Source organism: Salinicola endophyticus, from assembly GCF_003206575.1.
Classification (GTDB): Bacteria; Pseudomonadota; Gammaproteobacteria; order Pseudomonadales; family Halomonadaceae; genus Salinicola; species Salinicola endophyticus.
On record NZ_PZJO01000002.1, the window covers coordinates 187,839 to 212,019 of the forward strand.

The 24,181-nt window shown below is 63.9% G+C and carries 27 protein-coding genes; 16 read left to right on the forward strand and 11 right to left on the reverse strand.

Annotated elements, in window-relative coordinates:
- Positions 1-4: 4 nt before the first annotated feature.
- From fliG to fliR, 12 genes are all read left to right on the forward strand, one after another.
- Complete coding sequence (gene fliG, locus DOM66_RS03520) at positions 5-991, forward strand: flagellar motor switch protein FliG (protein ID WP_407071974.1); 987 nt, start codon at positions 5-7, stop codon at positions 989-991.
- Positions 978-1,766: a flagellar assembly protein FliH gene (locus tag DOM66_RS03525; protein ID WP_110689267.1), complete on the forward strand. Its 789-nt coding sequence runs from the start codon at positions 978-980 to the stop codon at positions 1,764-1,766. Before fliG ends, DOM66_RS03525 begins: the two co-directional genes overlap by 14 nt.
- Positions 1,759-3,177 carry a flagellar protein export ATPase FliI gene (gene fliI, locus DOM66_RS03530; RefSeq protein ID WP_110689603.1) on the forward strand — a complete coding sequence of 473 codons (1,419 nt, stop codon included), beginning with the start codon at positions 1,759-1,761 and terminating at the stop codon, positions 3,175-3,177. Before DOM66_RS03525 ends, fliI begins: the two co-directional genes overlap by 8 nt.
- 177 nt (positions 3,178-3,354) lie before the next feature.
- On the forward strand, positions 3,355-3,804 hold the full coding sequence (gene fliJ / locus DOM66_RS03535; RefSeq protein ID WP_232825292.1) for a flagellar export protein FliJ: 450 nt from the start codon (positions 3,355-3,357) through the stop codon (positions 3,802-3,804).
- Between the two features lie 119 nt (positions 3,805-3,923).
- Positions 3,924-5,333, forward strand: a complete 1,410-nt coding sequence (locus tag DOM66_RS03540) for a flagellar hook-length control protein FliK (RefSeq protein WP_157958979.1) — start codon at positions 3,924-3,926, stop codon at positions 5,331-5,333.
- 195 nt (positions 5,334-5,528) lie between these two features.
- Complete coding sequence (gene fliL / locus DOM66_RS03545; RefSeq protein WP_232825280.1) at positions 5,529-6,011, forward strand: flagellar basal body-associated protein FliL; 483 nt, start codon at positions 5,529-5,531, stop codon at positions 6,009-6,011.
- Positions 6,012-6,028: 17 nt separating this feature from the next.
- Positions 6,029-7,036: a flagellar motor switch protein FliM gene (gene fliM, locus DOM66_RS03550; RefSeq protein ID WP_110677650.1), complete on the forward strand. Its 1,008-nt coding sequence runs from the start codon at positions 6,029-6,031 to the stop codon at positions 7,034-7,036.
- Positions 7,029-7,595, forward strand: a complete 567-nt coding sequence (gene fliN, locus DOM66_RS03555; RefSeq protein WP_110677648.1) for a flagellar motor switch protein FliN — start codon at positions 7,029-7,031, stop codon at positions 7,593-7,595. The genes fliM and fliN overlap by 8 nt, the downstream gene beginning before the upstream one ends.
- Positions 7,592-8,035, forward strand: a complete 444-nt coding sequence (fliO, locus tag DOM66_RS03560) for a flagellar biosynthetic protein FliO (protein ID WP_110689269.1) — start codon at positions 7,592-7,594, stop codon at positions 8,033-8,035. Before fliN ends, fliO begins: the two co-directional genes overlap by 4 nt.
- 23 nt (positions 8,036-8,058) lie before the next feature.
- Positions 8,059-8,799 (forward strand): flagellar type III secretion system pore protein FliP, encoded by a 741-nt coding sequence (fliP, locus tag DOM66_RS03565; RefSeq protein ID WP_110689270.1) that lies wholly within the window; start codon positions 8,059-8,061, stop codon positions 8,797-8,799.
- A gap of 39 nt (positions 8,800-8,838) precedes the next feature.
- Positions 8,839-9,108, forward strand: a complete 270-nt coding sequence (gene fliQ / locus DOM66_RS03570; RefSeq protein ID WP_110677642.1) for a flagellar biosynthesis protein FliQ — start codon at positions 8,839-8,841, stop codon at positions 9,106-9,108.
- Between the two features lie 7 nt (positions 9,109-9,115).
- A complete protein-coding gene (gene fliR, locus DOM66_RS03575) occupies positions 9,116-9,907 on the forward strand; it encodes a flagellar biosynthetic protein FliR (RefSeq protein ID WP_110677640.1) in 792 nt (263 codons plus the stop codon).
- 206 nt (positions 9,908-10,113) lie between these two features.
- Here fliR and flgL read toward each other — a convergent pair whose 3' ends face one another.
- The 11 genes from flgL to flgB form a co-directional block, all read right to left on the reverse strand.
- On the reverse strand, positions 10,114-11,319 hold the full coding sequence (gene flgL, locus DOM66_RS03580; RefSeq protein WP_110689271.1) for a flagellar hook-associated protein FlgL: 1,206 nt from the start codon (positions 11,317-11,319) through the stop codon (positions 10,114-10,116).
- A gap of 88 nt (positions 11,320-11,407) precedes the next feature.
- Positions 11,408-13,039 carry a flagellar hook-associated protein FlgK gene (gene flgK, locus DOM66_RS03585; RefSeq protein WP_110689272.1) on the reverse strand — a complete coding sequence of 544 codons (1,632 nt, stop codon included), beginning with the start codon at positions 13,037-13,039 and terminating at the stop codon, positions 11,408-11,410.
- A gap of 152 nt (positions 13,040-13,191) precedes the next feature.
- Entirely contained in the window at positions 13,192-14,244 is a 1,053-nt protein-coding gene (gene flgJ, locus DOM66_RS03590) for a flagellar assembly peptidoglycan hydrolase FlgJ (protein ID WP_110689273.1), read from the reverse strand.
- On the reverse strand, positions 14,244-15,371 hold the full coding sequence (locus DOM66_RS03595) for a flagellar basal body P-ring protein FlgI (RefSeq protein WP_407071972.1): 1,128 nt from the start codon (positions 15,369-15,371) through the stop codon (positions 14,244-14,246). The genes flgJ and DOM66_RS03595 overlap by 1 nt, the downstream gene beginning before the upstream one ends.
- 5 nt (positions 15,372-15,376) lie before the next feature.
- A complete protein-coding gene (locus DOM66_RS03600; RefSeq protein ID WP_407071975.1) occupies positions 15,377-16,000 on the reverse strand; it encodes a flagellar basal body L-ring protein FlgH in 624 nt (207 codons plus the stop codon).
- Positions 16,001-16,106: 106 nt separating this feature from the next.
- The gene (flgG, locus tag DOM66_RS03605) at positions 16,107-16,889 is read right to left on the reverse strand and encodes a flagellar basal-body rod protein FlgG (protein ID WP_035473254.1); all 783 of its coding nucleotides are present in this window, start codon (positions 16,887-16,889) and stop codon (positions 16,107-16,109) included.
- Positions 16,890-16,929: 40 nt separating this feature from the next.
- The gene (locus DOM66_RS03610) at positions 16,930-17,691 is read right to left on the reverse strand and encodes a flagellar basal body rod protein FlgF (protein ID WP_110689276.1); all 762 of its coding nucleotides are present in this window, start codon (positions 17,689-17,691) and stop codon (positions 16,930-16,932) included.
- Positions 17,692-17,763: 72 nt separating this feature from the next.
- Positions 17,764-18,981, reverse strand: coding sequence for a flagellar hook protein FlgE (gene flgE, locus DOM66_RS03615; RefSeq protein WP_110689277.1), 1,218 nt, complete (start codon positions 18,979-18,981; stop codon positions 17,764-17,766).
- An 86-nt stretch (positions 18,982-19,067) separates the two neighbouring features.
- A complete protein-coding gene (locus tag DOM66_RS03620) occupies positions 19,068-19,772 on the reverse strand; it encodes a flagellar hook assembly protein FlgD (RefSeq protein WP_110689278.1) in 705 nt (234 codons plus the stop codon).
- Between the two features lie 66 nt (positions 19,773-19,838).
- Positions 19,839-20,249 carry a flagellar basal body rod protein FlgC gene (gene flgC / locus DOM66_RS03625; RefSeq protein WP_106420134.1) on the reverse strand — a complete coding sequence of 137 codons (411 nt, stop codon included), beginning with the start codon at positions 20,247-20,249 and terminating at the stop codon, positions 19,839-19,841.
- Positions 20,250-20,253: 4 nt separating this feature from the next.
- On the reverse strand, positions 20,254-20,673 hold the full coding sequence (flgB, locus tag DOM66_RS03630) for a flagellar basal body rod protein FlgB (protein ID WP_110677621.1): 420 nt from the start codon (positions 20,671-20,673) through the stop codon (positions 20,254-20,256).
- 276 nt (positions 20,674-20,949) lie between these two features.
- On the opposite strand from flgB, the gene flgA reads away from it, so the two are divergent.
- The 4 genes from flgA (at position 20,950) to DOM66_RS03650 (ending at position 24,034) form a co-directional block, all read left to right on the forward strand.
- The gene (gene flgA, locus DOM66_RS03635; protein WP_157958980.1) at positions 20,950-21,717 is read left to right on the forward strand and encodes a flagellar basal body P-ring formation chaperone FlgA; all 768 of its coding nucleotides are present in this window, start codon (positions 20,950-20,952) and stop codon (positions 21,715-21,717) included.
- A gap of 160 nt (positions 21,718-21,877) precedes the next feature.
- Positions 21,878-22,156, forward strand: a complete 279-nt coding sequence (flgM, locus tag DOM66_RS03640; RefSeq protein ID WP_110677617.1) for a flagellar biosynthesis anti-sigma factor FlgM — start codon at positions 21,878-21,880, stop codon at positions 22,154-22,156.
- A 51-nt stretch (positions 22,157-22,207) separates the two neighbouring features.
- Positions 22,208-22,660, forward strand: coding sequence for a flagella synthesis protein FlgN (locus tag DOM66_RS03645; protein ID WP_110689280.1), 453 nt, complete (start codon positions 22,208-22,210; stop codon positions 22,658-22,660).
- 477 nt (positions 22,661-23,137) lie between these two features.
- Positions 23,138-24,034: a flagellin N-terminal helical domain-containing protein gene (locus tag DOM66_RS03650; protein ID WP_110689281.1), complete on the forward strand. Its 897-nt coding sequence runs from the start codon at positions 23,138-23,140 to the stop codon at positions 24,032-24,034.
- The last annotated feature ends 147 nt before the right edge of the window (positions 24,035-24,181 follow it).

Below are 24,181 nucleotides of genomic sequence, written 5' to 3' on the forward strand. Positions count from 1 at the left end.
GGAAATGAACGGTGCCCGGCGCGGTGCGATCCTCCTGCTCTCGCTCGACGAGGACAGTGCGGCCGAGGTGTTCAAGTACCTCTCCTCGCGCGAGGTGCAGGAGATCAGTCAGGAGATGGCTCAGCTCGGCCAGGTGTCGCACCAGGACATGGCCGATGTGCTGCGCGATTTTCACAACGAGGCCGAGCAGTTCACGGCCATGAACCTGCACACCAACGACCACATCCGCTCGGTGCTGACCAAGGCGCTCGGCAGCGAGCGCGCCAGCAGCCTGATCGAGGACATCCTGGAGAGCTCCAACACGGCCTCCGGTATCGATTCGCTCAATCTGATGGAAGCTTCGATGGTGTCCGAGCTGATCCGCGACGAGCACCCGCAGATCATCGCCACCATCATGGTCCACCTCGAGCGCGGTCAGGCCGCCGATATCCTGGAGCTGTTCGACGACAAGCTGCGCAATGATGTGATGCTACGCATCGCCACCTTCAGCGGCGTGCAGCCGGCAGCCCTGCAGGAACTGACCGAGGTGCTCAGCTCGATGCTCGACGGTACCAATCTCAAGCGCAGCAAGATGGGTGGCGTGAGGACCGCCGCCGAGATCCTCAACCTGATGAACTCCTCCCAGGAGGAGCAGGCCATCGACGTGGTCCGCTCGCACAGCGAAGATCTGGCCCAGAAGATCATCGACGAGATGTTCCTGTTCGAGAACCTGCTCGACATCGACGACCGCGGCATTCAGCTCATCCTGCGCGAGGTCGAGACCAACTCTCTGGTCATCGCCCTGCGCGGAGCGGAAGAGGCGCTGGTCGACAAGTTTACCCGCAACATGTCCCAGCGCGCGGCCCAGCTCATGCGCGAGGACATGGAGAACCGCGGTCCGGTGCGCCTCTCCCAGGTGGAGAACGAGCAGAAAACGATTCTGGGTGTGGTACGGCGCCTGGCCGACTCCGGCGAGATCGCGCTGAGCGGTGGCGACGATGGCTACGTCTGATCGGCGCCGCGGTCAGCGCCTGGCTGCAGACGGCGAGCACTGGCACCGCTGGCAGATGGGCGACCTCGAGCGCCAGCGACCGGCATCGCGCAGTGACAGCGGCCGCGCCGAGGCCGCCGATCCGCAGCAGCAGCAAGCCAAGGCGGCGGCACTGCGTGCCGAGGCGGAGCTGGCGCGCAACCAAGGCTACGAATCGGGTTACGCCGAAGGGCACGCCGCGGGCTACCGTGACGGCTATGCCGAAGGTCAGGCGGCCGCCAACGCAGCCGCAGCACTCGAATTTCACAAGCGTGTGTCGCTGCATCTGACGCCGCTCGCCGGTCTCGCCGAGAGCTTCCGCCAAGCGCTGGCGCAGCTCGATGACGAAACCGCCAATCAGTTGGTGGAGCTGGCGCTGATCACCGGCCGTCAGCTGGCCGGCGAATCGCTGGCTGCCAACCCCGAACACATCCTGAGCGTCGTGCGCGAGCTGCTCGAGGCTGACCATAGCCTCAACGGCAAGTCGCGTCTGTGGCTGCATCCGGACGATCTCACCCTGGTCAGCGCGGCGATCGGCGACACCCTCAGCGCCAGCGGCTGGGAGTGCTGCGCCGACCATTCGCTCGAGCGCGGCGGCTGTCGCGTGACCAGCGCCAGCGGCGGGCTGGACGCCAGCCTGGGCACCCAGTGGAAGGCGATCCTCGACCAGCGTCGGCGGCGCCAACCTGCCGCGCCGGACACCGCTGACGACTCCGACACGCCCACGCCTGCAGATGCCGCAGATCCCGATGCGTGAGCCCAGCGTCAATGCCGACGAGGTCACCCCCGACAGCGTGACGCGTCACCGGCATCACTGGCAGCAGACGCTGGAGAAGGTGCGCCACCGCGTCGAGGCGCTGTCACACTATCGCCACGAAGGGCGCATCATCCGTGCCACCGGGCTGGTACTGGAGGCGGTTGGCCTGCGCCTGCCGCTGGGGAGCGCCTGCCTGATCGAACTCTCGGGCCAGGGCGATGAGCGCTTCGCCGAAGCCGAAGTGGTCGGCTTTGCCGGCGACAAGCTGTTCTTGATGCCACTGGCGGATACCAGTGGACTGCTGCCCGGCGCTCGGGTCCTGGCGCTGAGCGGCAACCGCCTGGATATCGCCAGCGCACGCCGCTTCCCACTCGGTGAAGGACTGCTGGGACGTATCGTCGATGGCAACGGGCGCCCGCTAGATACCCGCGGCCCCCTCGACCTCACTCCGCATGCGCCGCTGGAGACGCCACCGATCAACCCCTTGGCCCGGGCACCGATCGACACCGCCATCGACGTCGGCATCCGCGCCATCAACGGCCTGCTGAGCGTCGGCCGCGGTCAGCGCATGGGGCTGTTCGCCGGTTCCGGGGTGGGCAAGAGCGTCCTGCTGGGCATGATGGCGCGCTTCACCAATGCCGATGTCATCGTGGTCGGCCTGATCGGCGAGCGTGGGCGCGAGGTGCAGGACTTCATCGAGAACATTCTCGGCGAAGAGGGGTTGGCACGCGCGGTCGTGGTCGCCGCACCGGCGGACACCTCACCCTTGCAGCGCATGCAGGGGGCCGCCTACGCCACCCGCCTGGCCGAGGATTTCCGCGACCAGGGGCGCAATGTGCTGCTGATCATGGACTCCCTCACCCGCTACGCCATGGCCGCACGCGAGATCGCCCTGGCAATCGGTGAGCCACCGGCGACCAAGGGCTATCCGCCGTCGGTGTTCGCCAAGCTGCCAGGGCTGGTGGAGCGCGCCGGCAACGGCAAGCGCGGCGGCGGCTCGATCACCGCTTTCTATACCGTACTCACCGAGGGCGACGACCAGCAGGACCCCATCGCCGATTCGGCGCGCGCCATCCTCGACGGCCATATCGTGCTTTCCCGCGCCCTCGCCGAGAGCGGCCACTACCCGGCGATCGATATCGAAGCCTCGATCAGCCGCGCCATGCCCGCGGTGGTCAGCGGCAAGCGGCTACGTCAAGCGCAGCGCTTCAAGCAGCTGATCTCGCGCTATCAGCGCAATCGCGACCTGATCAACGTGGGGGCCTATGTCAGCGGCCAGGATCCGCAGCTCGATCGGGCGGTGGCCCTCTACCCACGTCTGGAGGCCTTTCTCCAGCAGGGCATGGACGAAATCTCCGACATGGCGCATACCCTGGCCGAGCTGGACCGCCTGCTGCCCGAGACCGACTAGACCTGAGACCGACTAGGCCCGGATTCGACCCGAGACGCCCTCATCGCACGCCGAATAACCGCCCTCGGCGCACGCTAATCGGTGCTTTGCCCTGGCCAGACGTGACCCACAATGGCACTCGGTCACGGCTCTCTCATCGCGTGACGTCCGGATCATGGAGGTACGATTTTGGCCAACATGCAAGCCATGGCGATGCTGCGAGATCTCGCACGAGACAGCAGCGACAAGGCGGTCAAGGATCTGGGTCAGCTGCAGCGCCAGCGCCAGGAGGCCGAGACGCGCCTGGAGCAGCTCTTGCAGTATCGCGAGGAGTATCAGCATAAGCTCCACGCCAGTCTGACCGAGGGCGTCTCCTCGACCCAGTGGCGAGACTTCCAGCAGTTCCTCGCCTCGCTCGACAGCGCCATTGCCCAGCAGCGGCGGCTGCTCAGCGAGCAGGAGTCCAGGGTCGAGAGCGGCGTCACCCGCTGGCGTGGTGAGCAGCGCAAGCTCAACGCCTACGACACGCTCTACGCGCGCGGCGAGCGTGATCAGCTGCAGCGCCACGCGCGCGCAGAACAACGACATAGCGACGAGATGGCAGCCCAGCTGCGTCGGCGTCAGCAGGATAACGGCCGCCCCTACTAGCAAGTAGTCGATAGCAGGTAGTCGACCAGTAGTGGGCAGTAGTCAGGCGGTAGCGGGGCACCTGCCCCGACACTCACAGCGAGATGACGACGCGCATGGACGTGACACCGATTCCCCGTATGACCGCTGCAGGCGACAAGGCAGCGAGTGCCAAGTCGAGCGGCGATGCGTCGCCGTCGACGAGCTTCGCCGCGGCGCTGACCCAAGCCGGGGCGCAGCCGCGCTCGCCGTCGGACACCGATGCCTCCGGCAGCCGCGAGGCACGCCCCGCTACCGATGCCGCCCGCCTGACCGCCGATACCAGCGGCCAGCTACCGGCCGAGCAGGCAGATGTCCTCGCCAAGCTGGCGCTGGCAGACCCGGCCAACGCCAGTGGCGACGACATTGCCGAGGCACTGAGCGCCCTCGCGAAGGCCGCCGGCGCAAGTGAAGACAGCGTTAGCGAGGCGCTGATCGGCGCAGACGGTAAAAAAGCAGCGGTCAATGAGCAGACCGACGCACTGACACTGGCCGCGCTGTTCGCCGGCCTGCAACCCCTGAGCGCCAGTGCCGATCCCCGCGCGCCAACGGAAAACCGCGCCGGGCAAGCCCTGGCAACGAATGGCCTCGCAGGCTCGGCCAAGACGCCGACTTCCGCCAACGTTCTGGCCTCGGCCATCGGTCTCGCCACCCGCGATCTCGCAGGCCAGGCGCCCGCCGACGATGGCGAAGCGTCACGCGCCGGCGCTCGCGCGCTGTCGTCTGCACTGGACTCGGCGGCGGCTCAGCGTCATAGCGACACCCTGGCCCAACGCGACCCGCAGGCCCGAGCCGAGTCGCCACTTGCCGCACTGCTCACGCGCGCGGCATCGGGGCAACAGGCCGCAGCTCAGGCTCAGGCAGCCGCCGGCAAGGACGCGCCCTTGACCGCGGAGCAACTGGCCGCGCGCACCCAGGCTACGTCACAGGGGGCAGACCTATCTGCGCTAACCCGCGGTCACGGCGCCGCCACCGAGGCCAATGCAGGCTTTGCCGGCCAGCTCCAGCAGAGCGGTGCCCCGATGGCGATGACAGCAAACGCATCGCCCGCGGCCATGCCGAGTCACTCCCTGCCCGTCGCGGTGCAGTCGCCCCAGTGGCCAGCCTCGCTGGGCCAGCAGGTACTGCAGATGCAGCAGCGCGGCGACAACCAGATGGAGCTGAAGCTGCACCCCCGCGAGCTCGGCGCTCTGAGCGTCAGCCTGAATGTGCACGACAATCAAGCCCAACTGCAGATCCTCTCCGCCCACGCACCGGTACGCGCCGCCGTCGAAGCCGCCCTGCCGCAGCTGCGTGAGGCGCTGGCACAGAGCGGCATTGCCCTCGGCGAAGCGATGGTCGGCGATCAAGGCCAGTTCCAGCGCGAACAGCAGGAGAACGACGGCCGCGGCGCCCCGGGTGGCACGCGTAGCGCTACCGGCTTGGCCGCCCTCGACGAGCCGGCCGACGCCGCCACCGCAGCGCTGAACACGCTGCTGGGCGGCCGCGGCAACATCAACCTTTATGCCTGATCCGCGCTGCCGATAACACAGGGGCCGGCACTCGCCGGCGCCCCCTTGCTGTCGCGCAGGCGACGAGGGGCCCCGGCCGTCGTCTGAAAGGCGCAGTTAGCGCAGAGGATGGGGTCCTTTTCCGGCAATGACCGGACGCCACGACAGCGCATAATCCGCTGCAACTTCCCAGGGTTTCTATTCATGGCAGAAGCAATGGCTGCACCTCAAGCCGCGCCGCGCAAGAAGCGCTCGCGCCTGATCATCGGGCTGTTGATCGTGCTGCTGGCCGCCGCCAGCTCCGCCGCGATCTATTTCTTTCTTCACTCGCGTGGTGATGCCGAGCAGACCGCCGCCGTCGAGGAGAAGCCGGCCGAGCCGCCGACGCCGATCTTCGTCACCATCGCCCCGTTCACTGTCAATCTGCAGAGCGACTACGGCGACCGTCTGCTCTACGTGGGCTTGTCTCTGCGTGTCGGTGACCAGGCGACCAGCGACTTTCTGGTCCAGCACATGCCCGAGATTCGCAGCCGACTGTTGATGCTGCTGTCGGGCAAGAGCGCCGAGGAGCTGATCAAGCCGCAGGGCAAGGTCGAACTGAAGCAGGAGATCCTGGGTCTGTTCGACAAGCCGATCACTACGCCGCAGCCCGAGCTGTCGATCGACGACGTGCTGTTCTCCGACTTCATCGTGCAGTAAGCGGCGCCAGGTTACCCATGTCCCAAGACGATTTGCTGTCGCAGGAAGAGATCGACGCCCTCCTCAACGGCGTCAGCGGCGACGACGACAAGCAAGCCGAGGAGACGTCCGGCGAGAAGCGCACGCGTCCGTTCGATCCGGCCAATCAGCACCGGATCATCCGCGAGCGCCTGCAATCGCTGGACATCATCAACGAGCGTTTCGCACGCCTGTTTCGCGTGGCGCTGTTCAACCTGATCCGGCGCAGCGCCGATATCACGGTGTCCGGCGTACGCTACCAGAGCTACAGCCAGTTCGCGCGCAACCTGCCGGTACCGACCAACCTCAACCTGATCAGCCTCAAGCCGCTCAAGGGAACCGCCCTGCTGGTCTTTCCGCCGAGCCTGGTGTTCATGGTGGTCGACAACCTGTTCGGCGGCGATGGCCGCTTCCCGACCAAGTCCGACGGACGCGAGTTCACCGCCACCGAGCAACGCATCATCCAACGTCTGATGTCGCTGGCACTGGACGGCTACGGGGAGGCATGGAAGTCGGTCTATCCGCTGGAGGTCGAGTACATGCGCTCGGAGATGCAGGTGCGCTTCGCCAACATCACCAACTCGCCCAACGAGATCGTGGTGAACAGCACCTTCCATCTCGAAGTGGGCAACCTGGCCAGCGACTTCAATATCTGTATTCCGTTCTCGATGATCGAGCCGATCCGTGACGTGCTGTCGAGCCCGATCGGCGTCTACGGCAGCAACGACGCCCAGTGGGAGTCGCGCATGGCCGGCGAGATTCGCCAGACGGAGGTCGAGCTGATCGCCGACTTCACCGAGATCGATGCCACCCTCGGCGAGGTCATGGCGCTGGAAGTCGGCGACGTCCTGCCCATCGACCTGCCGCAGATCCTCGACGTACGGGTCGACGGCGTGCCGGTCATGGCCTGCGAATACGGCACGCGCCAGGGCCAGCGCGCCCTGCGCGTCAAGCATCTGATCGACCATGGTACCTATTCCGCCATGAAGGATTTCGACAATGAGTGACGATAACAAACCCAGCTCACCGGCCGACGACGCCAAGCCGCAGGACGATCAGTCCCAGGCGGAGAGCAGCGCGCAGGAGGATGCCGAGGATCTGTGGGCCGCCGCCATGGCCGAGCAGGGTGTCGAGCCGGAGCCGGACCCCGAGCCCGAACCTGCCGCCAAGCCGGCGCCCAAGCAGGAGCCAAAACCGGAACCCAAGCCGAACAAGCAGGACAGCGACGATGCTGCGTTCGTCAGCGCCGCCGACGAACGCAGCATGTTCCAGTCCTTCGATGAAGGCAGCCCGTCACACTCGACCCGCGACCTCGGCGTGATCATGGATATCCCGGTGAAGCTCTCGGTCGAGCTCGGGCGTACTCGTATCACCATCAAGCAGTTGCTGGAGCTCGCCCAGGGCTCGGTGGTGGAGCTCGACGGTCTGGCCGGAGAGCCAATGGACATCCTGATCAACGGCTACTTGATCGCCCAGGGCGAGGTCGTGGTGGTCGACGACAAATACGGCATCCGTATCACCGAGATCATCACCCCCTCCGAGCGCGTGCAGAAACTCAACCGATGAAGGAAGACGTCGTACGCCAGGCCGAGCCGCTGGTCGGTGGCACCAGCAATGACATCGGCCTGCTGATGATGGGCAAGACCGCCGTCTCGCTGCTGGTGGTCATCGCCATCATCCTGCTCTGCACCTGGCTACTGAAACGCCTCGGCACCCAGCGCCGGGGCGGCGGCAAGCATCTGCGCGTGGTCGCCAGCACCTCGGTGGGACAGCGCGAGCGTGTGGTCATCGTCGAGGTCGAGGATCGCTGGCTGGTGCTCGGTGTGGGTGGCGGTCAAGTGACCAAGCTCGACACCCTGGACTCACCGCCAATGCCACAACCCGCTCCCGAGAGGCCAGCAGGTCCGCCGCTCACGGGCAGCTTTGCCAGCCGCCTGCGCCAGGCGATGCAGCACAACCTGCGCCAGTCGCTCAAGCCGCGCCAACGCCGGGAGGACGAACCGTGAGTGTCCGCCCCCGCCCCCGTGGTGTGGCCCTCGCCCTGATCACTGTCGCCCTGCTGCTGGCACCAGCGACTCAAGCGCTGGCCCAGGCCCTGCCGGGTATCGTCAGCGAGCCGATGGGCGACGGCGGACAGCGCTGGTCGCTCAGCCTGCAGACGCTGCTGTTCCTGTCGTCGCTGGCGTTCCTGCCCGCCCTGCTGCTGATGATGACCTGCTTCACCCGCATCATCATCGTGCTGGGGCTGCTGCGAACCGCCATGAGCACCCAGTCGTCGCCACCGACTCAGGTGCTGATCGGCCTGGCGCTATTCCTGACCTTCTTCGTGATGTCGCCAGTACTCGACCGCGTCTACCAGGACGCCTGGCAGCCCTACGCGGCGGAACAGATCTCGCTGGACCAGGCGCTCGAGCGCGGCAGTCAGCCGATTCGCGAATTCATGCTGGCGCAGACCCGCAAGAGCGATCTGGCAATGTTCGCGCGGATCGCCAAGGTCGGTGAGATGCAGGGGCCGGAGGACGTACCGATGCGGATCCTGGTCCCCGCCTACGCCACCAGTGAGCTGAAGACGGCGTTCCAGATCGGGTTCACCATTTTCATACCCTTCCTGATCATCGACCTGGTGGTGGCCAGTGTCCTGATGTCGCTGGGCATGATGATGGTACCGCCGGCAACGATCTCGCTGCCATTCAAGCTGATGCTGTTCGTACTGGTGGATGGCTGGCAGCTGCTGATCGGTTCGCTGACCCAGAGCTTCTACATGAGCTGACACGCACGGTCACCGCGGTGGCCGGTCCGGAGGTGTGCAATGACGCCCGAAATGGTAATGAGCCTGGCCTACCAGGGGATGAAGCTGACACTGATGATGGCCGGCCCCCTGCTGCTCACGGCCCTGCTGATCGGTCTACTGGTAAGCCTGTTTCAGGCCGCGACCCAGATCAACGAGATGACGCTGTCGTTCATCCCCAAGATCCTCGGGGTCTTCACCGCGCTGATCCTTTCCGGGTCGTGGTTGATCCAACTGCTGAGCAATTTCACCATCGAACTGCTGACGAATATCCCGCAGATGGTCAACTGACACTCGCATGATCGATATCACCAGCGCCCAGTGGCAGGCGTGGCTCCAGCTCTTCGGCTGGCCCAGCGTGCGCATTCTGGCGTTCCTGAGCGCCTCACCGATCTGGAGCTGGTCCAGCGTGCCACGCCAGTTCAAGCTGCTGTTCGGCGTGGCCATGGCCTTCGCCATCGCGCCGTCGTTACCGCCAATGCCCAGCGTGCCACTGTTCTCGCTGGAGAGCGTCGGTATCATGCTGCAGCAGATTCTGATCGGCGCCGCCATGGGCCTGGTGCTACGCATCATGATCGCGGTGGTGATCAACGCCGGCGAATACATCAGCATGCAGATGGGCCTCGGCTTCGCGACCTTCTTCTCGCCCGACTCGGGCACCAACACCATGGTGCTGTCACGCTTTCTGGAGATGATCACGCTGCTGATGTTCCTGGCCATGAATGGCCACCTGATCACCCTCCAGATCCTGGCCTGGACCTTCGAGGTACTCCCGGTGGGCGCCACCTCGATCGACTCGAGCTTCGCCGAGACCCTGGCCCGCTGGGGCGGCACCATCTTCACCTCGGGCCTGCTGTTGGCCCTGCCCGTGGTCGCCTCGCTTTTGCTGATCAATCTGTCGCTGGGGATTCTCAACCGCGCCTCGCCGCAGTTGACAATCTTCTCCATCGGTTTCCCCATGACCCTCACCGCCGGCCTGGCGATGATCCTCGCGCTGACCCCCAATCTGGGTGGCTTTCTGAGCGACCTGTTCGAGCATCAGCTGCAATTCATGCAGGGCATGATCGAGCAGATGGCCGGCGCCACCTGACCCCCGCGGCAACGTCTGAAGACCACGAGCCCTGAAGACAAGAACGCCCGGCGGCGAGGGTATCGCGACCGGGCGTCATGATGGTCTGTTCAGCTCGAATCGTTCACAGATAGCTCGGGAAGTGCCGCGGCGGTCGCGTCTCCTCACCCGACGCCAGCGCGTCGGGCGAGGCCCCCTCTCGCTCGTCCGTTACACCAGGTCGTCCTTTACACCAGGTCGAAAAGCGAGGTGCCCTGGAGGTTCATGAACGACTTCTGCGCCGCCTGCAGACCCACCTGACGCAGCACGTACTCGGAGACCGCCGAGTTGTAATCGAGGTCGATCAGATCGCTCTTGGTCTGGGTGTAGCTGACGTTGCGATCGTTACCCACGGTATCCAGCACGTCGAGCTCATTGAGACGTGCCCCCACCGAGGCGCGCACGGTCAGCACGTTGTCCAGTGCGTTGTCCATCTCACGACTGGTGGTGGAGAGCGCATTGGTGAAGGCCGCCTGAGCCTGATCGGAGTCGATCGGTGTTTCCAGCGCCCCCAGCATCTTCTCGAGGGCGCCGAAGACGTCCGGATTCATCTCCTTCGCGCGGCCCATGGAGAGAGTATCGCCGTCCGCCGGACGGCCCTCCAGCTTGAGGCGCACGCCCCCGACCTCGATCGCACCGCTCTTGCCGTCGTAGGTGCCGCTGCCGCCAGGGCCGCCACTCACGTTGTAGTCGTAAGTGCCGTCACCGTTGTCACTGAAGCTGATGTCGAAGGTGCTGCCATAACCGTTCGCCGTGCTGTCGATGGTCTCGGGGCCGGTAAAGGTGAGCGAGCCGCCATTGCCGTCCCCCGCCCGCGCCAGATAGCCGGCGCCGGTGGCCACGCGCTGGAACACCTCGTCGCCGGTATTACCTACCGACATCAGGCGTGACGGCCCGACCTTCTGCTCACGCCCTTCGGTGGCGCCCTGGTAACTGATGCCGCCGTTGGTCTCGACAAAGGGCGCCGCACCATCCTTGTAGCCGCCGAAGAGATAGTTGCCGCTGCCATCGGTGGCATTGGCCTGCCCCACCAGCGCTTCGTAAACACCGCGCAGCTCGGTGGCCATGGACTGGCGAGCGGCATCGTTCAGCGTACCGTTACCGCCCTGAACCAGTAGCTCCTTGGCTCGGCTCAGCGCATCGGTGACGCTGTTGAGTGCACTCTCTTCCTGGCTCAACGCGTTGCGCGCGGTGATACGGCTATCTGACTGCTGATTATTGCTCGCCATCGACTGCGAGACGCCGACCGCGCGCGCCGCCGCCTGGGGATCGTCCGACGGACGCACAACGCGCTTGCCGGAGGCGATCTTCTCGCCGATCTCCATGAACTGGCTTTGCTGCCGATTCATCGAACTGACGCTGCGCTCGAACATGATGACGGTGCTGACGCGCATGACACTCTCCTGACTGGGTGCCCGCAGCGGGCACGCGCTTGGTCGATTCGATACGCGGCCTTCCCCCCGGAGAGGCGAAGGCCAAAACTTAACTTCTCAGGCCGAGAATCGTGTCCAGCACCGAGGTGCCGGCATCGATGATCTTGGCGTTGGCGGTGTAGTACTGCTGATAGCGCAGCAGATTGGCGTACTCTTCATCCAGGTTCACCCCGGAGTCGGCCTGCTGATAGCTGTAGAGTTGATCCGCCAGCCCCTGTTGGGTGGTGAGGTTGGCATTGACGATCGCCGACTGGTTGCCCACGTCGCTGACCAACGCCGCGTAGGCACCGCTGAACGTGGCCTGCCCTCCCACCTGTTTCTGGTTCTGCAGATCCAGTAGTTTGAGCGCATTGCCATTGTCACCGCTGCCACCGTTGGCGCTGGCTGCCGCCGCGAAGAGACTGGTATCGGTAAAGGCGATGTCGAAGCCCGCCGCGGCATTGCGCGTCGGTTGTACCAGGAATGTATCGCCATCGGCCGGCGTGCCGCTGGGCGTCACCGAGACGCCGCCGAAGACCAGATCGCCGTCGGCGTTGGTCGCGATGGTCGAGGTCTCGCCGCTGGTCAGATTCTCCAACTGATAGTCGTCACTGGCGCTCTGGTAGGTCAGCCGATAGTCGTCGGCACTCACCGGCGCATCGTCGCTATAGCTGGCACTCATGGTGACGTTCGAGTCGTTGCGTGTATTCGCCTGGACGGCGGGAGAGCCGATCGAGAAAAACGCCTGGCCCGGATCGCCGTCGAGATCGAACCCTTGTTCCTGCACCGCATTGAAGCTGCCCGCCAGGCTGGCGGCCAGTTGGCCGAGCTTGTTCTGCGCCCCGTCCAGCGTGTCGTTGCGGAAACGCAACAGGCCACCGAGTTCGCCGCCCTGCACTACCGACGCATTGAGCTGACGCACACCGCCAGTGGCGTTGCGATAGCCGATTGACTGGTTGGCGCTGTCATCTTCTCCGGCGATCGCGCGTAGCTGATAGCTTTTGTTACCCGCCACCAGTGGCAGACCGTTGGAGAGCGACACCTGATAGGTGGAGCCATCCTGAATGGTCACGTCGACATCCACCAACTTGCTCATATCGCTGACCAGCTTGTCGCGCTGGTCGAGCAACGCGTTGGGCTCTTCACCGGTCTTGGCCCGCGCCAGGGTGATCTGCTTGTTGAGATCGGCGACCTGGCCGCTGAGATCGTTGACCTGGGAGACGACACTGCCGATCTGACCGTTGACGCCATCGCGCATGTCCTGAAGATACGTATCGAAGGCACGGAACTGCGCGACCATGCTCTGCGCCGTCCCCAGCACGCCCTCGCGAGCGGCTGCATCCGACGGCGAGCCGGAGAGGTCCTCGAGACTGGAGAAGAACTTCTGCATCAGCGTGTTGAGTCCGGAGTCACCGTCCGCCAGCAGGTCATCGACCTGGTTGATCTGCTTCTGATAGGTCTCGAGCGCCGTCTCGCGGCTGTTGGCCTGATTGAGCTGACCACTGATATAGGCGTTGTACTGGCGCTGAACGCCGTTGACCTGGACGCCGGTCCCCATCTCACCGCCGCTGGCATTCTCGCCGAGCTGGACCAGCTGGCGATTGTAGCCATCGGTATAGACATTGGTGATGTTGTTACTGGTGGTGGAAAGCGCGGATTGCGCCGCGCCCAGACCGCTCAATCCAATCGAGAACAGGCTCATGTCGAATCCCTGTCAGACGCCATACCACATGGCGAGTTGCAATCACGTTGAAGACTTTATCGGCGATATCGCGACGTGCTTGAACGATTCGGCTATTGATTTCGCAATGTTTTGTAATTCGTCTCGCCGACGCAGAGCGTAAAACCTGCGGCTCAGAACAGCGTTGTCGGCGCCCGCGCCAGCGAGTAGGGGTCGGAGGCCGCAGCGAGACTCGGCTGAGACGACACCGACGCCAGATCGCCCAACTGACCGATGATCCGATTGAGCTTGTCGGCATAGTTGGGATCGGTGGCGTAGCCGGCGCGCTGGATGGCGTGGGCTGCCTGCTGCGGGGAGGTGGCCGCGACCACGTTGCGATAGCGCGGATTGTCACCGATCAGCGCAGCGTAGTCGGCAAAGGCATCGGCGTAGGAGTCATAGACGCGGAAACGATCCACGGTCTGGATCGGCCGGCCATTGACGTACTCAGTAGTGGCGATGTCGGTGGTCTTGCCCTGCCAGGCGCTACCTGCCTTGATTCCGAACAGATTATGACTGTTGCCGCCGGCTTCGGTGGGAATTTCCCGTTTGCCCCAGCCAGTCTCCAGCGCAGCCTGCGCCAGAATCAGCTCGGCGGGCACGCCGGAGGCCTGCTCGGCGCGCTTGGCCGGCTCGGCCAGCTTGGTAAGGAAATCGGCAACATGCGCGGCGCGACCAGCGAATTGGGTCGCGGCACCGGCCAGGCTGGCCACCGACGTCGCGATCTGATCAGTGGATGATCCAGGTGCCACGACATCGCTCTCCTCCGCCCCTGCCACCGGCGTACGCAGCGTATTGGTCAAGGGTGTCGGGATACCGCGCGGAATGCCGGCGATCAGCTTGTCAATATCCTCCTGCTGCGGCTGGACCCGCTGGGTGCCGGGCAGCCCGCTGCTCTCGAGCTGCGTTACCAGCTGTTCGGCCAGACCGAAGCCCTTGCCGGCGAGCTGCTGGGCCCACTGCTGATCCTGCATCGACTGCAGCATGTCGCCCTGCTGGCTGTGCAGCAGGTCCGACTTGGGGGTGGCTTCACGCATGCTCTTGAGCATCATCTGCAGGAAGACCGCTTCGAACTGCTTGGCGGCCTCCTTCAGGCTGCCTTGAGGCGAGTGCCCGGCGCTGTACTTGAGCTTCTGAATGCCCTGGACATCCAGCGCGAACTGCGACGAGAGGTCGTTACCGGTCATCAAATGATCTCCAGTTCAGCGTTCAGCGAGCCGGCGGCCTTGAGTGCCTGCAGGATCGACATCAGATCCTGCGGCGAGGCACCCAGTGCATTCAGCGCATTGACCACGTCCATCAGGTCGGCACTGGTCTCCACCATCTGCAATGCACCACCCTCTTGCTGCACATTGATATTGGCATTGGGCACGACCGCTGTGGTCCCGCCGGAGAGTGCGTTGGGCTGGCTGACCTGCGGGTTGGAGTCGATGACGACCGAGAGGTTGCCGTGGGCGACCGCCGCACGATTGAGTGTCACCGTATCCGACAGCACCACCGAGCCGGTACGCGAGTTGACGATCACCTTGGCCGGCCCGCGATCGGCGGTCACATCGACTCCCTGAACCCGCGCCAGGAAGTTGACCCGGGCATTGGGATCCGCCGGCAACTGCAACCGCACGGTACGACCGTCAAGGGCAGCCGCGACCGGCGCACCGAACTCCTGATTGATCGCCGCCACCACGCGCCGAGCATTTTCGAAATCGGAGCGCTTGAGAAACATGTCGAGGGAGCCATCGACGCCACCCAGCCGCACCGGCACCTCCTGCTCGACGAGGCCACCGCCCGGGATGCGCCCCGCTGCCTGATGGTTGATCGCCACGCTGCTGCCACCCGCCTGGGCCCCAACGCCGCCGACGTAGACGTTGCCCTGGGCCAGGGCGTAGACGCGGCCATCGGCCCCTTTCAACGGCGTCATCAACAGGGTGCCACCCCGCAGGCTATTGGCGTTGCCCACCGAGGAGACGGTGACGTCGATCTCCTGCCCCTGGCGCGAGAACGGCGGCAACTGGGCGGTGACCATGACCGCCGCCACGTTGCGCAACTGCATGTTGGTGCCGGCCGGAATCGTCACACCGAGCTGCGACAGCAGGTTGACGATACTCTGCCCGGTGAACGGTGCCTGGGTGGTCTGGTCACCCGTCCCATCGAGGCCAACCACCAGGCCGTAACCCACCAGCGGGTTGTCGCGCACGCCGGCGAAGTTGGCCAGATCCTGAATCGGCTGCGCCTGGACGCCGGCAGTGGCTGCCAGCGTCGCGACGAGGAGCAGCCAGCGGGAAAGACGGATACGGCAGCGGCGGAGCAGTGTCATAAGCATCAGAACGGCGCGATATTGAGGAAGAAGCGCTGCAACCAGCCCATGGTCTGCGCCTCGTTGATGTAGCCGTCACCGATATACTCGATGCGGGCATCGGCGACCTGGGTCGACTGCACGGTGTTGGAGCCACTGATCGAGCGCGGATTGACCACCCCGGAGAAGCGAATGTACTCGGTGCCCTGGTTGATCGCGATCTGCTTCTCGCCGCGCACCTTGAGATTGCCGTTGGCGAGCAGATCGTAGACCGTCACCGTGATAGTGCCGGTGAAGGTGTTGTTGGCGTTGGCGCCACCCGAGCCATTGAAGACATTGCTGCCCTCCACGTCGGTGCCATAGTCCTCGAGCACGCTTAGCGGGCTCGGCACCTGATTCACCGTCAGACCAATGGTACCGTCGCGCGAGGCTTGCGCTGCGGAGCTCTTGCTGGCGCTCACCTGCTCGTCGAGCACGATGGTGATGATATCGCCGACCTGACGCGGCCGCCGATCCTCGAACAGTGGCTGGAAACCGAACCGCGCCTGATAGATCGAGCCGTTGGCCTGGGACGGTGGCGTCGACGGGATCTCCACCGGCGACGAGTTCTGGACCACCGAGTGGCGTGGTATCTGCGCACAGCCGCTCATGCCCACGAGCAGGCAGAGCAGTAAGATACGGTGGCCGCGAGAGCCACCCTTGGTCAGCAGCCGCCAGGTGCGCAACAGCAAAGATCCCATGTATTCGTGGCCTCGGTTACAGCTGGCTCAGACGCGCCAGCATCTGATCGGAGGTTTCGACGGCCTTGCTGTTGATCTCGTAGGCACGCTGGGTCTCGATCATGCTGACCATCTCCTCGACCACGTTGACATTGGATGTCTCCACGTAGCCCTGGTAGACCGTACCGGCCCCTTGCAGCCCCGGGGTCAGACTGGTGCTCGGCCCGGACGCATCGGTCTCGAGATAGAGGTTCTGGCCGATACTCTGCAGACCGGTCGGGTTGATGAAGGTGGAGACCATGATCTGCCCCACCTGATTGCTCTGGGAAGTTCCCGGCTGGGTGACCGAGACCGTGCCATCCTGTGCCACGGTGATCGACAGCGCGTTCTGCGGAATGGTGATCGGCGGATCGACCGGATAGCCGCCGGCGGTTACCAACTGGCCGTTCTGGTCGACTTGAAAGCTGCCGTCACGGGTATAGCCGGTGGTACCGTCCGGCATCTGTACGGCGAAGAAGCCCTTGCCGTTGATCGCCAGATCGCGCGAGTTCTCGGTATTCTGCAGACCGCCCTGGGTGTGCAGGCGCTCGGTGGCCACCGGACGCACCCCGGTACCGACCTGCATGCCGGAAGGCAGCGTGTCGACGACCGAGGACTGGGCGCCGGGCTGACGTACGTTCTGATAGAGCAGATCCTCGAACACGGCGCGCGAGCGCTTGAAACCGTTGGTCGAGACGTTGGCCAGGTTGTTGGAGATGACGTCCAGCTTGACCTGCTGCGCTTCCAGTCCGGTCTTGGCGGTCCAGAGTGATTTGATCATGATGGCATTCTCATAGTCGTGAGCTCGGCGCCGGGCGGGCTCAGGTCAGCGACAGCAGGCTGTTGGCACGCTGCTCGTTTTCGTCCGCGCTCTCGATCATCTTCATATGCATGTCGTAGCGGCGGGAGGAGTCGATCATAGAAATCATCGCGTCGGTGGGCGTCACATTGCTGCCCTCGAGTGCGCCGGGAACCAGCCGCAGGGTATCGTCCGCCGGTACCGGATTAGCGTTCTGCTGCCCCGGGGGCGGAGTCATGCGAAACAGCCCATCCTCGCCGCGGACCAGATTCTCGTTACCCGGCGCCACCAGCTTCAACTTGGCCAGCGGGGCGATGGAATCAGGGTTCTGTCCCGGCTCGAGCACGCTGATCGAGCCGTCCGCGCCGATGGTGACATCAGCCCCTACCGGGATCACGATGGCCTGACCGTTATCGCCCATTACCGGGTTGCCGAGCGAGGTCAAGAGCCCGGTGGCATCGACCTGCAGGTCGCCGCGTCGGGTATAGGCTTCACCGCCGCCGGGCGGTTGCACTGCCAGCCAGGCATCGCCCTGCAGCGCCACGTCCAGGCTGCGCCCGGTGGTGCTGATGTTGCCCTGGGTGAAGTCGGACCCCGGCGTGGTCATCATCGATGCCACGCGGGTCGGCAGACGCGCCTCGCCCTCCACCGGGACGGCGCGCATCGCCATCAGCTCGCCGCGAAAACCCGGGGTCGAGACGTTGGCGAGGTTGTTGTTGACCACCGCCTGCTGCGCCATGGTCTGGCTGGCACCGCCGCCGGCAGTGTAGAGAATTCGGTCCATCTTGAGGCCCTCGGCAGGGCCGGCGTCACTGCACGCTCAGGCATGCAGTGATTAGCCGGCATGTTGCTGACATCAACGCAGGTTGACGACGGTCTGCAGTACCTGGTCCTGCGTCTTGATGGTGTTGGAGTTGGCCTGGAAATTACGCTGGGCGATGATCAGGTCGACCAGCTCCTTGCTCAGATCGACGTTGGAGGCTTCCAGCGTGCCCGACTGCAGGGCACCGAAGGAGCCGGTGCCAGCCACACCCACCACGGCCTGACCGGAGGCGGTCGTCTCCTGCCACAGATTGTCACCGATCGGCTTGAGCCCCTCGACGTTGGCGAAGTCCGAAAGCACCACACGGCCCAGCGCGACACTCTGGTCGTTGGAGTAGCTGCCACGGATGGTGCCGTCCTTGTCGATACTCACCCCCACCAGCTGGCCAGCGGCATAGCCATCCTGGTTGGGAGAGTTGATGGCGTAGGACTGCTCGGTCTGGGTAGAGCCAGCAAAATCGAAGTCGAAGGCCAGTTCATTGGCACCATTGTTGGGATCGAAATCGATCGCTAGCGTCGAAGGGTCGCTCGTCAGTCGGCCATTGGCATCGAAGTCGAGGTTACCGCCACCGGCGTCGGCGACGGTGCCATCATCCAGGGCCACACGAGAGTCGACGCGCCACTGGTTCTCGTCGGTCTTGGTGAAGTAGAGCTGCAGGTTATGCGACACACCCAGCGAGTCATAGACCGTGGTAGAGGTGCTGTAGTTGTAGGTATCCGGATCGTTGGCGTCGAAAGCCGCAGAGATGACCTTGTCGCTGGCGTCGAGATCGATCGTCGCGGAGGCGTTGGCAGTCGCCTTGGCGGTGATCGAGCCGCTGGGAATCTGGATCACTTCAGGCTGGCCACCGGTAGGCAGCGTCGCGGCAACGTTGGGATCGTTGAAGTTGCGCACGTTATAACCCATCAAGGTCCCGCCTTGGGCGTTGGCCAGATAGCCTTCGGTGGTCATCGTCAACTGACCGTTGCGTGAGTAGCCAACCTGATTGCCCTGCTGAAAGCGGAAGAAACCATCGCCGCTGATCCCCAGGTCGAGGTTACGGTTGGTGCTCTCCAGCGTACCGTTGCCGAAGTCCTGCAGCACCCCGGCCACGCTGGTGCCCAGACCGATCTTGCTGCTGGCGTAGACATCGGCGAACTGCACCGATGAGCTCTTGAAGCCCTTGGTCTGAGAGTTGGCAATGTTGTTGCCGATGGCGTCGAGCTGCTGCGACGCTGCGTTCATGCCGCTGAGCGCTTGTGAAAAGCCCATGTTTGAATCCCTGCGTTAGCGTTGCGTGTCGATCGCGCTGAGCGCGATCGGGTGCGTATCGATAAAAGCGTGCTGTCGTCGGCCGATCAGAGAATCTGACGAACCTCGCCCAGCGTCACCGGACTGCGGTTGAAACCGAGATCCAGCTTCACGCCGTCGTCACCCTGCATCACACCGTTGACGAGGGCGTAGTTGAGAACCTTGGGCGATGTACTGCTGTCGCCATCCAACACTTTCATCTCCACCGTATAGGTGCTGTCGCTCGCGGCCGCGGAGCCATCCTCGAGCTTGCCATCCCAGGTGAAGCTATGAACGCCGGCGTCCAGCGGGCCGGTCGAGAAGGCCCGCACCACCTGGCCGTTGGCGCCCTTGATCGAAACCTGCAGATCGCCGACCGCGCGATCCAGATCGACGCCGATCGGCGTCGTGGCCACAGCACCGGTATTGGCATCGGCATTGCCGACCAGAATCCGGTCGCCGGGCACCATGACGCCCTTGCCGATCAGCGCGGTCGCCTGCAGTGCCTTGCCGGCATCGATCTGCTCGGTGATCGCCTGGAGACTGTCGTTGAGCTTGTTGATACCGCTGACCGTGTTGATCTGGGCCAACTGAGCTGTCATCTGCGAGTTGTCCATCGGATTGGTCGGATCCTGATTCTTCAACTGCGTGACCAAGAGCGTCATGAAGCGATCGTTGAGCTCGCTGCCGGAGCTGGTGCCGGTCGCCTTGCTCGGGGACGCGGTGCCATTGATATTGGCGAGCGTGCTGCCGCCGATGACTGGACTGGACATACCGTTTCTCCTTGGCGCCAGGCCTCCGCAGCGGAAACCGTGACTGCCTCAAGCTGCGCCTGGGGCTCAGCCTTCGCCGATGGTTAAGGTCTTGGTCATCAACGTCTTGGCGGTATTCATCACCTCGACGTTGGCCTGGTAGGAGCGCGACGCCGAGATCATGTCCACCATCTCGTTGACGGGGTCGACATTGGGCAGGGACACGTAGCCCTGGTCGTCCGCCAGCGGATTGCCAGGACGATACTCCTTGCGCAATGGCGTCGTGGTATCCTCCACCACGCGGTCGACACGCACCCCGCCCGGGCCGCGCCCATCCTGGCCCAGCGCCTGGAACATGACCTGACGTGCGTAATAAGGCTTGCCGTCGGGCCCGGCCACGCTATCCGCGTTGGCCAGGTTGCTGGCGGTGACGTTCATGCGCTGAGAGTTGGCCGTCAGCGCCGAGCCTGAAATTTCGAAAACACTGAACATCGACATCGGTTTACTCCGGTTGCATCGCCTTCTTCAGCCCCTGAATGCGACGGCTGACGAAGGTGACATCCGCCTGGTAGCGGACCGAGTTATCGGCGAAAGCGGCACGCTCGCGGTTCATGTCGACGGTGTTCCCGTCGAGACTGGGCTGATCCGGCACTCGATAGAGGAGATCGTCGACGCCCGAGACGCGCGGCCCTTCGGCCGCGATATGCCGGCTGGAGGTGCGGGTCAGCGAGAGACCGCCCTCACCTGCCGAACGCCCCTGCTGCATGGCCCGATCGAGCTCGGCACGAAAGTCGAAGTCACGCGCCTTGAAGTTGGGGGTGTCGGCATTGGCTATGTTGTTGGCCAGCACTTTCTGGCGTTCGGCGCGCAGATTGAGCGCCTCTTGCTGGTAGCGCAGCGCACTCTCCAACTTGTCGAACATGCCGATGATCTCCTGATGATGGCCGGACGGCGGCGCTCATGAAGCCCCCTAGCCGCCAGCTTTCTTGGACAGGGTGGAGAATAGCGGCGAGTTACGCATGGCAAACTCGTAAACAGACCGTCAATTGCACGTCATTTCCTGCGATACCCCCACCCTCATCGTTCTACAATCGCTTTCCATGATGGAAAGAACCGTGCAGACCAGGCTCGACAGGCACGACTCGCTGGCAGGTTCTTTTCGATGCCGACACGAATTGCATGCAGTTGGATCGATGCCATGACAGCGCCCAGATCGGAAGACCCGCAAGACCTCTGGCTCGCACGCCACCCACGCCTGCGGCGACTGCTGCTGAGTGGCGCCGGCATGCTGCTGCTGGCACTGTTTGGACTGGCACTGCTACCTCTGCCTTCGATCGCTCAGGCGCAGGAGACCGGTAATGAAGATCCGCTGGCCGCCAGCGTGAAGCGCTTCTTGCTCACCCAGACGCGCTCGCTCGGCGATCAGGTCAGCGTCGAAGTCCACGACAACACCGCCCGCCTCGGCCCCTGCGCAGCACCGGAGCCGTTCCTGCCGCGCCCGGGAACCCCCCAGGGCCGCGTCACTGTCGGCGTCAACTGTCAGGGAGAAGGACGTGCTCGTTATGTTCAGGCGACGGTCTCGGCCAGCGTCAGGCATCTGGTGGCGGCACGTACGATCGAGCCCGGCGACCCCATCGTTGCCTCGGCACTGGCATGGCGAACCTCGGATGTCACTCGGCTCCAGCGCGGCTACCTGAGCGAAATGCCCGATGCGGCCGGACATGTCGCCACTCGTCGTATACCCGCCGGCGCGACATTGACCGATGCCATGGTGAGACAGCCCTGGCTGGTCAAGCGCGGCGACACCGTGGTACTGATCGCCCAGGGCCAGGGGTTCCGCGTCAGCCGTAGCGTCGAAGCGCTGGAGAATGGCGGCATGGGCAACACCATCCGCCTCAAGACCGAGGGCAATCAGATCCTGCAGGGCCAGGTCACCGGCCCCGACCAGTTGCGCGTCAACTTCTAGCGCGGATACAACCTCAAGGCGCAATTGCAAACTTTTTTTACAAAACTCTGCGTGGCCGGCTTTCAGTTTCGGCCATGGCTGCCGATAATCCTTGCAAGCGGGCCAAGGCCCTACCCTATCGGCAAGCACATGACCGTGGGCATCGCCCAGAGGTAACGACATGAAGATCGACCAGACAAACTCGCTGACACGCCTGACGCAGAGCGACGCCCTCGACCAGAAGCGCAACGTCAAGCAGGCCGAGAGCGCATCATCCCCGGCGGGCTCGACCACGACGCTGAGCCAGATCGATACCCAGAACACCAGCGGCGATATCGATACCGCCCGAGTCGCCGAGGTCCGTCAGGCCATCGCCGATGGCACGCTGCAGCTCGACACCAGCAAGATCGCCGACGGCCTGATCCAGAGCGTACGCGACATGCTCGACGAGCGCGGCTGAGCGCCAACGCCCCCTCGTCCTACTTTGGCACATTCCTCTCGAGAGCCTTAGATGATCGTCACAGACCTGCTCACCGAACAGTTGCACCAGCTCGAACAGCTTCTGGATACGCTGACGGCAGAACGGGAGTGCCTGAAGGAGGGCCGCGCCGACGGTGAGGTTCTCAACACGCTCGCAGCCAACAAGCAGGCGCAACTTGCCGAACTCGAACGCCTCGAACATCTGCGTCGCGAAGCGCAGCAGGCGCAAGGCCTGGGGGATGGCGCCCGCGGCGCCGAGCAGCTGGCCAGTCACCACAACGCCGATGCGCTCTGGCGTCAGATTCGCCAGCAGGCGGACCGCCTGAAACAGATGAACCGCCTCAATGGCTTTGTCATCTCCCAGCGCATGGAACACAACCAGCGTGCGATCGATTTTCTCGAACGTGCCGTGGGTGGCAGCGTCTATGGTCGCAACGGCCAGGCCAAGCCCAAGAATTTCAGCGGCATCAGCTCCCGCGCCTGATATTCCTCGCCGGACTTCCCGTGCCAGCTCCGCGCCAATATATGAGGTCATGACCTCATCGTCGATGCCCATCACCGGGGCAGTCAGATCACGATAGACTTCCAAGCCAGGCAAAATCACAGGTATTTTCGAGCACCTTGCCTGGCGGCGTTTCTCGCGCTTCCCTCTATACATCCCTATCGAAGCACCTGGCGCAATGCAGCTATTGGCTGGCGCTCTCTTCTGGCCAGACCTGGGCAAGCTCCTGTTTTCTCTAATCAACTACGCCGACACCCCTCCTGGCGGCCGCATCGCACCTCAGACGCTGCCTCCAATACATTTTTTCACAAAAAGCGCCAATCTTTCTCTAAAGCTCCCCGGGGTAGCGCCGATAAATGGGACAACGGCCAAGGGGCCGTTGCAGCAGGATCCGACAGCCATTCGACGTTCTGCGGATCAGGCCCAAATCGCCCTCTCATTTGAGAAAGGAATACGACAATGGCAGTTATCAATACCAACATCACCGCTCTGATCGGTCAGAACAACCTGAACAAGTCGCAGAGCCAGCTCTCGACCGCCATGGAGCGTCTCTCCTCCGGCCTGCGTATCAACAGTGCCAAGGACGACGCCGCCGGCCAGGCCATCGCCAACCGCATGAGCAGCCAGATCACTGGTCTCAATCAGGCTAGCCGTAACGCCAACGACGGTATCTCTCTGTCTCAGACCGCCGAAGGCGCCCTGGACCAGGTCAACGACAACCTGCAGCGCATCCGTGAGCTGACCGTTCAGGCTCAGAACGGCACCAACAGCGCCGACGACATCGATTCCATCCAGAAAGAAGTCAACCAGCGTCTGGAAGAGATCAACCGCGTCACCGATCAGACCACGTTCAACGGCACCAACGTCTTCAAGACCAGCACCAGCAGCTCCTCCTTCAGCATCCAGGTCGGTGCTAACGATGGTGAAACCATCAGCATCACCATCGGCGGGGCCAGCGCTTCCGGTACTTCGACCAACGCTTCCAGCGGCTGGAACATGTACACCAGCACCGCAACTGCCGGTGCATCGGCTGCCAACGGTGGCTCGCGCTCTGTCAGCGCCAGCGGCTTCGACGTGCTCGCCGACGACGCGCTCAAGATCCTCGACAACAAGCTCAACAACGTTGACACCGAGCGCAGCAACCTGGGTGCGGTCCAGAACCGTTTCGAAACCGCCATCGACAACATCACCACCACGTCCACCAACCTGTCGGCAGCCCGTTCGCGCATCGAAGATGCCGACTACGCCACCGAAGTGTCGAACATGACCCGCGCGCAGATCCTGCAGCAGGCCGGCACCTCGGTCCTGTCCCAGGCGAACCAGACCCCGCAGACGGTCCTCTCGCTGCTGCGTTAATCCCTCCCCAGGGAGTGATGGAAGGCCGGCATCTTGCCGGCCTTTTTCGTTATCCAGCCGCCGTTCCCACAACCGCGGCGGAGAATGGAGCCGACATAGGCAACTATTCGCCGCTTCGCCCTTCTCGAGACATGGGAAGCTAGAGAC

Bases quoted from the DNA above. Each gene is read 5' to 3' on its own strand.
- flgA (WP_157958980.1), top strand. From the start codon at position 20,950: ATGACAGCGCCCAGATCGGAAGACCCGCAAGACCTCTGGCTCGCACGC.
- DOM66_RS03600 (WP_407071975.1), bottom strand. From the start codon at position 16,000: ATGAGCGGCTGTGCGCAGATACCACGCCACTCGGTGGTCCAGAACTCG.
- flgE (WP_110689277.1), bottom strand. From the start codon at position 18,981: ATGGGCTTTTCACAAGCGCTCAGCGGCATGAACGCAGCGTCGCAGCAG.
- flgG (WP_035473254.1), bottom strand. From the start codon at position 16,889: ATGATCAAATCACTCTGGACCGCCAAGACCGGACTGGAAGCGCAGCAG.
- DOM66_RS03645 (WP_110689280.1), top strand. From the start codon at position 22,208: ATGATCGTCACAGACCTGCTCACCGAACAGTTGCACCAGCTCGAACAG.
- DOM66_RS03650 (WP_110689281.1), top strand. From the start codon at position 23,138: ATGGCAGTTATCAATACCAACATCACCGCTCTGATCGGTCAGAACAAC.
- fliI (WP_110689603.1), top strand. From the start codon at position 1,759: ATGCGTGAGCCCAGCGTCAATGCCGACGAGGTCACCCCCGACAGCGTG.
- flgL (WP_110689271.1), bottom strand. From the start codon at position 11,319: ATGCGCGTCAGCACCGTCATCATGTTCGAGCGCAGCGTCAGTTCGATG.
- fliJ (WP_232825292.1), top strand. From the start codon at position 3,355: ATGCAAGCCATGGCGATGCTGCGAGATCTCGCACGAGACAGCAGCGAC.
- fliO (WP_110689269.1), top strand. From the start codon at position 7,592: ATGAAGGAAGACGTCGTACGCCAGGCCGAGCCGCTGGTCGGTGGCACC.
- flgC (WP_106420134.1), bottom strand. From the start codon at position 20,249: ATGTCGATGTTCAGTGTTTTCGAAATTTCAGGCTCGGCGCTGACGGCC.
- flgM (WP_110677617.1), top strand. From the start codon at position 21,878: ATGAAGATCGACCAGACAAACTCGCTGACACGCCTGACGCAGAGCGAC.
- flgK (WP_110689272.1), bottom strand. From the start codon at position 13,039: ATGAGCCTGTTCTCGATTGGATTGAGCGGTCTGGGCGCGGCGCAATCC.
- DOM66_RS03595 (WP_407071972.1), bottom strand. From the start codon at position 15,371: ATGACACTGCTCCGCCGCTGCCGTATCCGTCTTTCCCGCTGGCTGCTC.
- DOM66_RS03540 (WP_157958979.1), top strand. From the start codon at position 3,924: ATGACCGCTGCAGGCGACAAGGCAGCGAGTGCCAAGTCGAGCGGCGAT.
- fliM (WP_110677650.1), top strand. From the start codon at position 6,029: ATGTCCCAAGACGATTTGCTGTCGCAGGAAGAGATCGACGCCCTCCTC.
- DOM66_RS03525 (WP_110689267.1), top strand. From the start codon at position 978: ATGGCTACGTCTGATCGGCGCCGCGGTCAGCGCCTGGCTGCAGACGGC.
- fliQ (WP_110677642.1), top strand. From the start codon at position 8,839: ATGACGCCCGAAATGGTAATGAGCCTGGCCTACCAGGGGATGAAGCTG.
- DOM66_RS03620 (WP_110689278.1), bottom strand. From the start codon at position 19,772: ATGTCCAGTCCAGTCATCGGCGGCAGCACGCTCGCCAATATCAATGGC.
- fliR (WP_110677640.1), top strand. From the start codon at position 9,116: ATGATCGATATCACCAGCGCCCAGTGGCAGGCGTGGCTCCAGCTCTTC.
- fliN (WP_110677648.1), top strand. From the start codon at position 7,029: ATGAGTGACGATAACAAACCCAGCTCACCGGCCGACGACGCCAAGCCG.
- fliG (WP_407071974.1), top strand. From the start codon at position 5: ATGAACGGTGCCCGGCGCGGTGCGATCCTCCTGCTCTCGCTCGACGAG.
- flgJ (WP_110689273.1), bottom strand. From the start codon at position 14,244: ATGACCGGTAACGACCTCTCGTCGCAGTTCGCGCTGGATGTCCAGGGC.
- flgB (WP_110677621.1), bottom strand. From the start codon at position 20,673: ATGTTCGACAAGTTGGAGAGTGCGCTGCGCTACCAGCAAGAGGCGCTC.
- fliL (WP_232825280.1), top strand. From the start codon at position 5,529: ATGGCTGCACCTCAAGCCGCGCCGCGCAAGAAGCGCTCGCGCCTGATC.
- DOM66_RS03610 (WP_110689276.1), bottom strand. From the start codon at position 17,691: ATGGACCGAATTCTCTACACTGCCGGCGGCGGTGCCAGCCAGACCATG.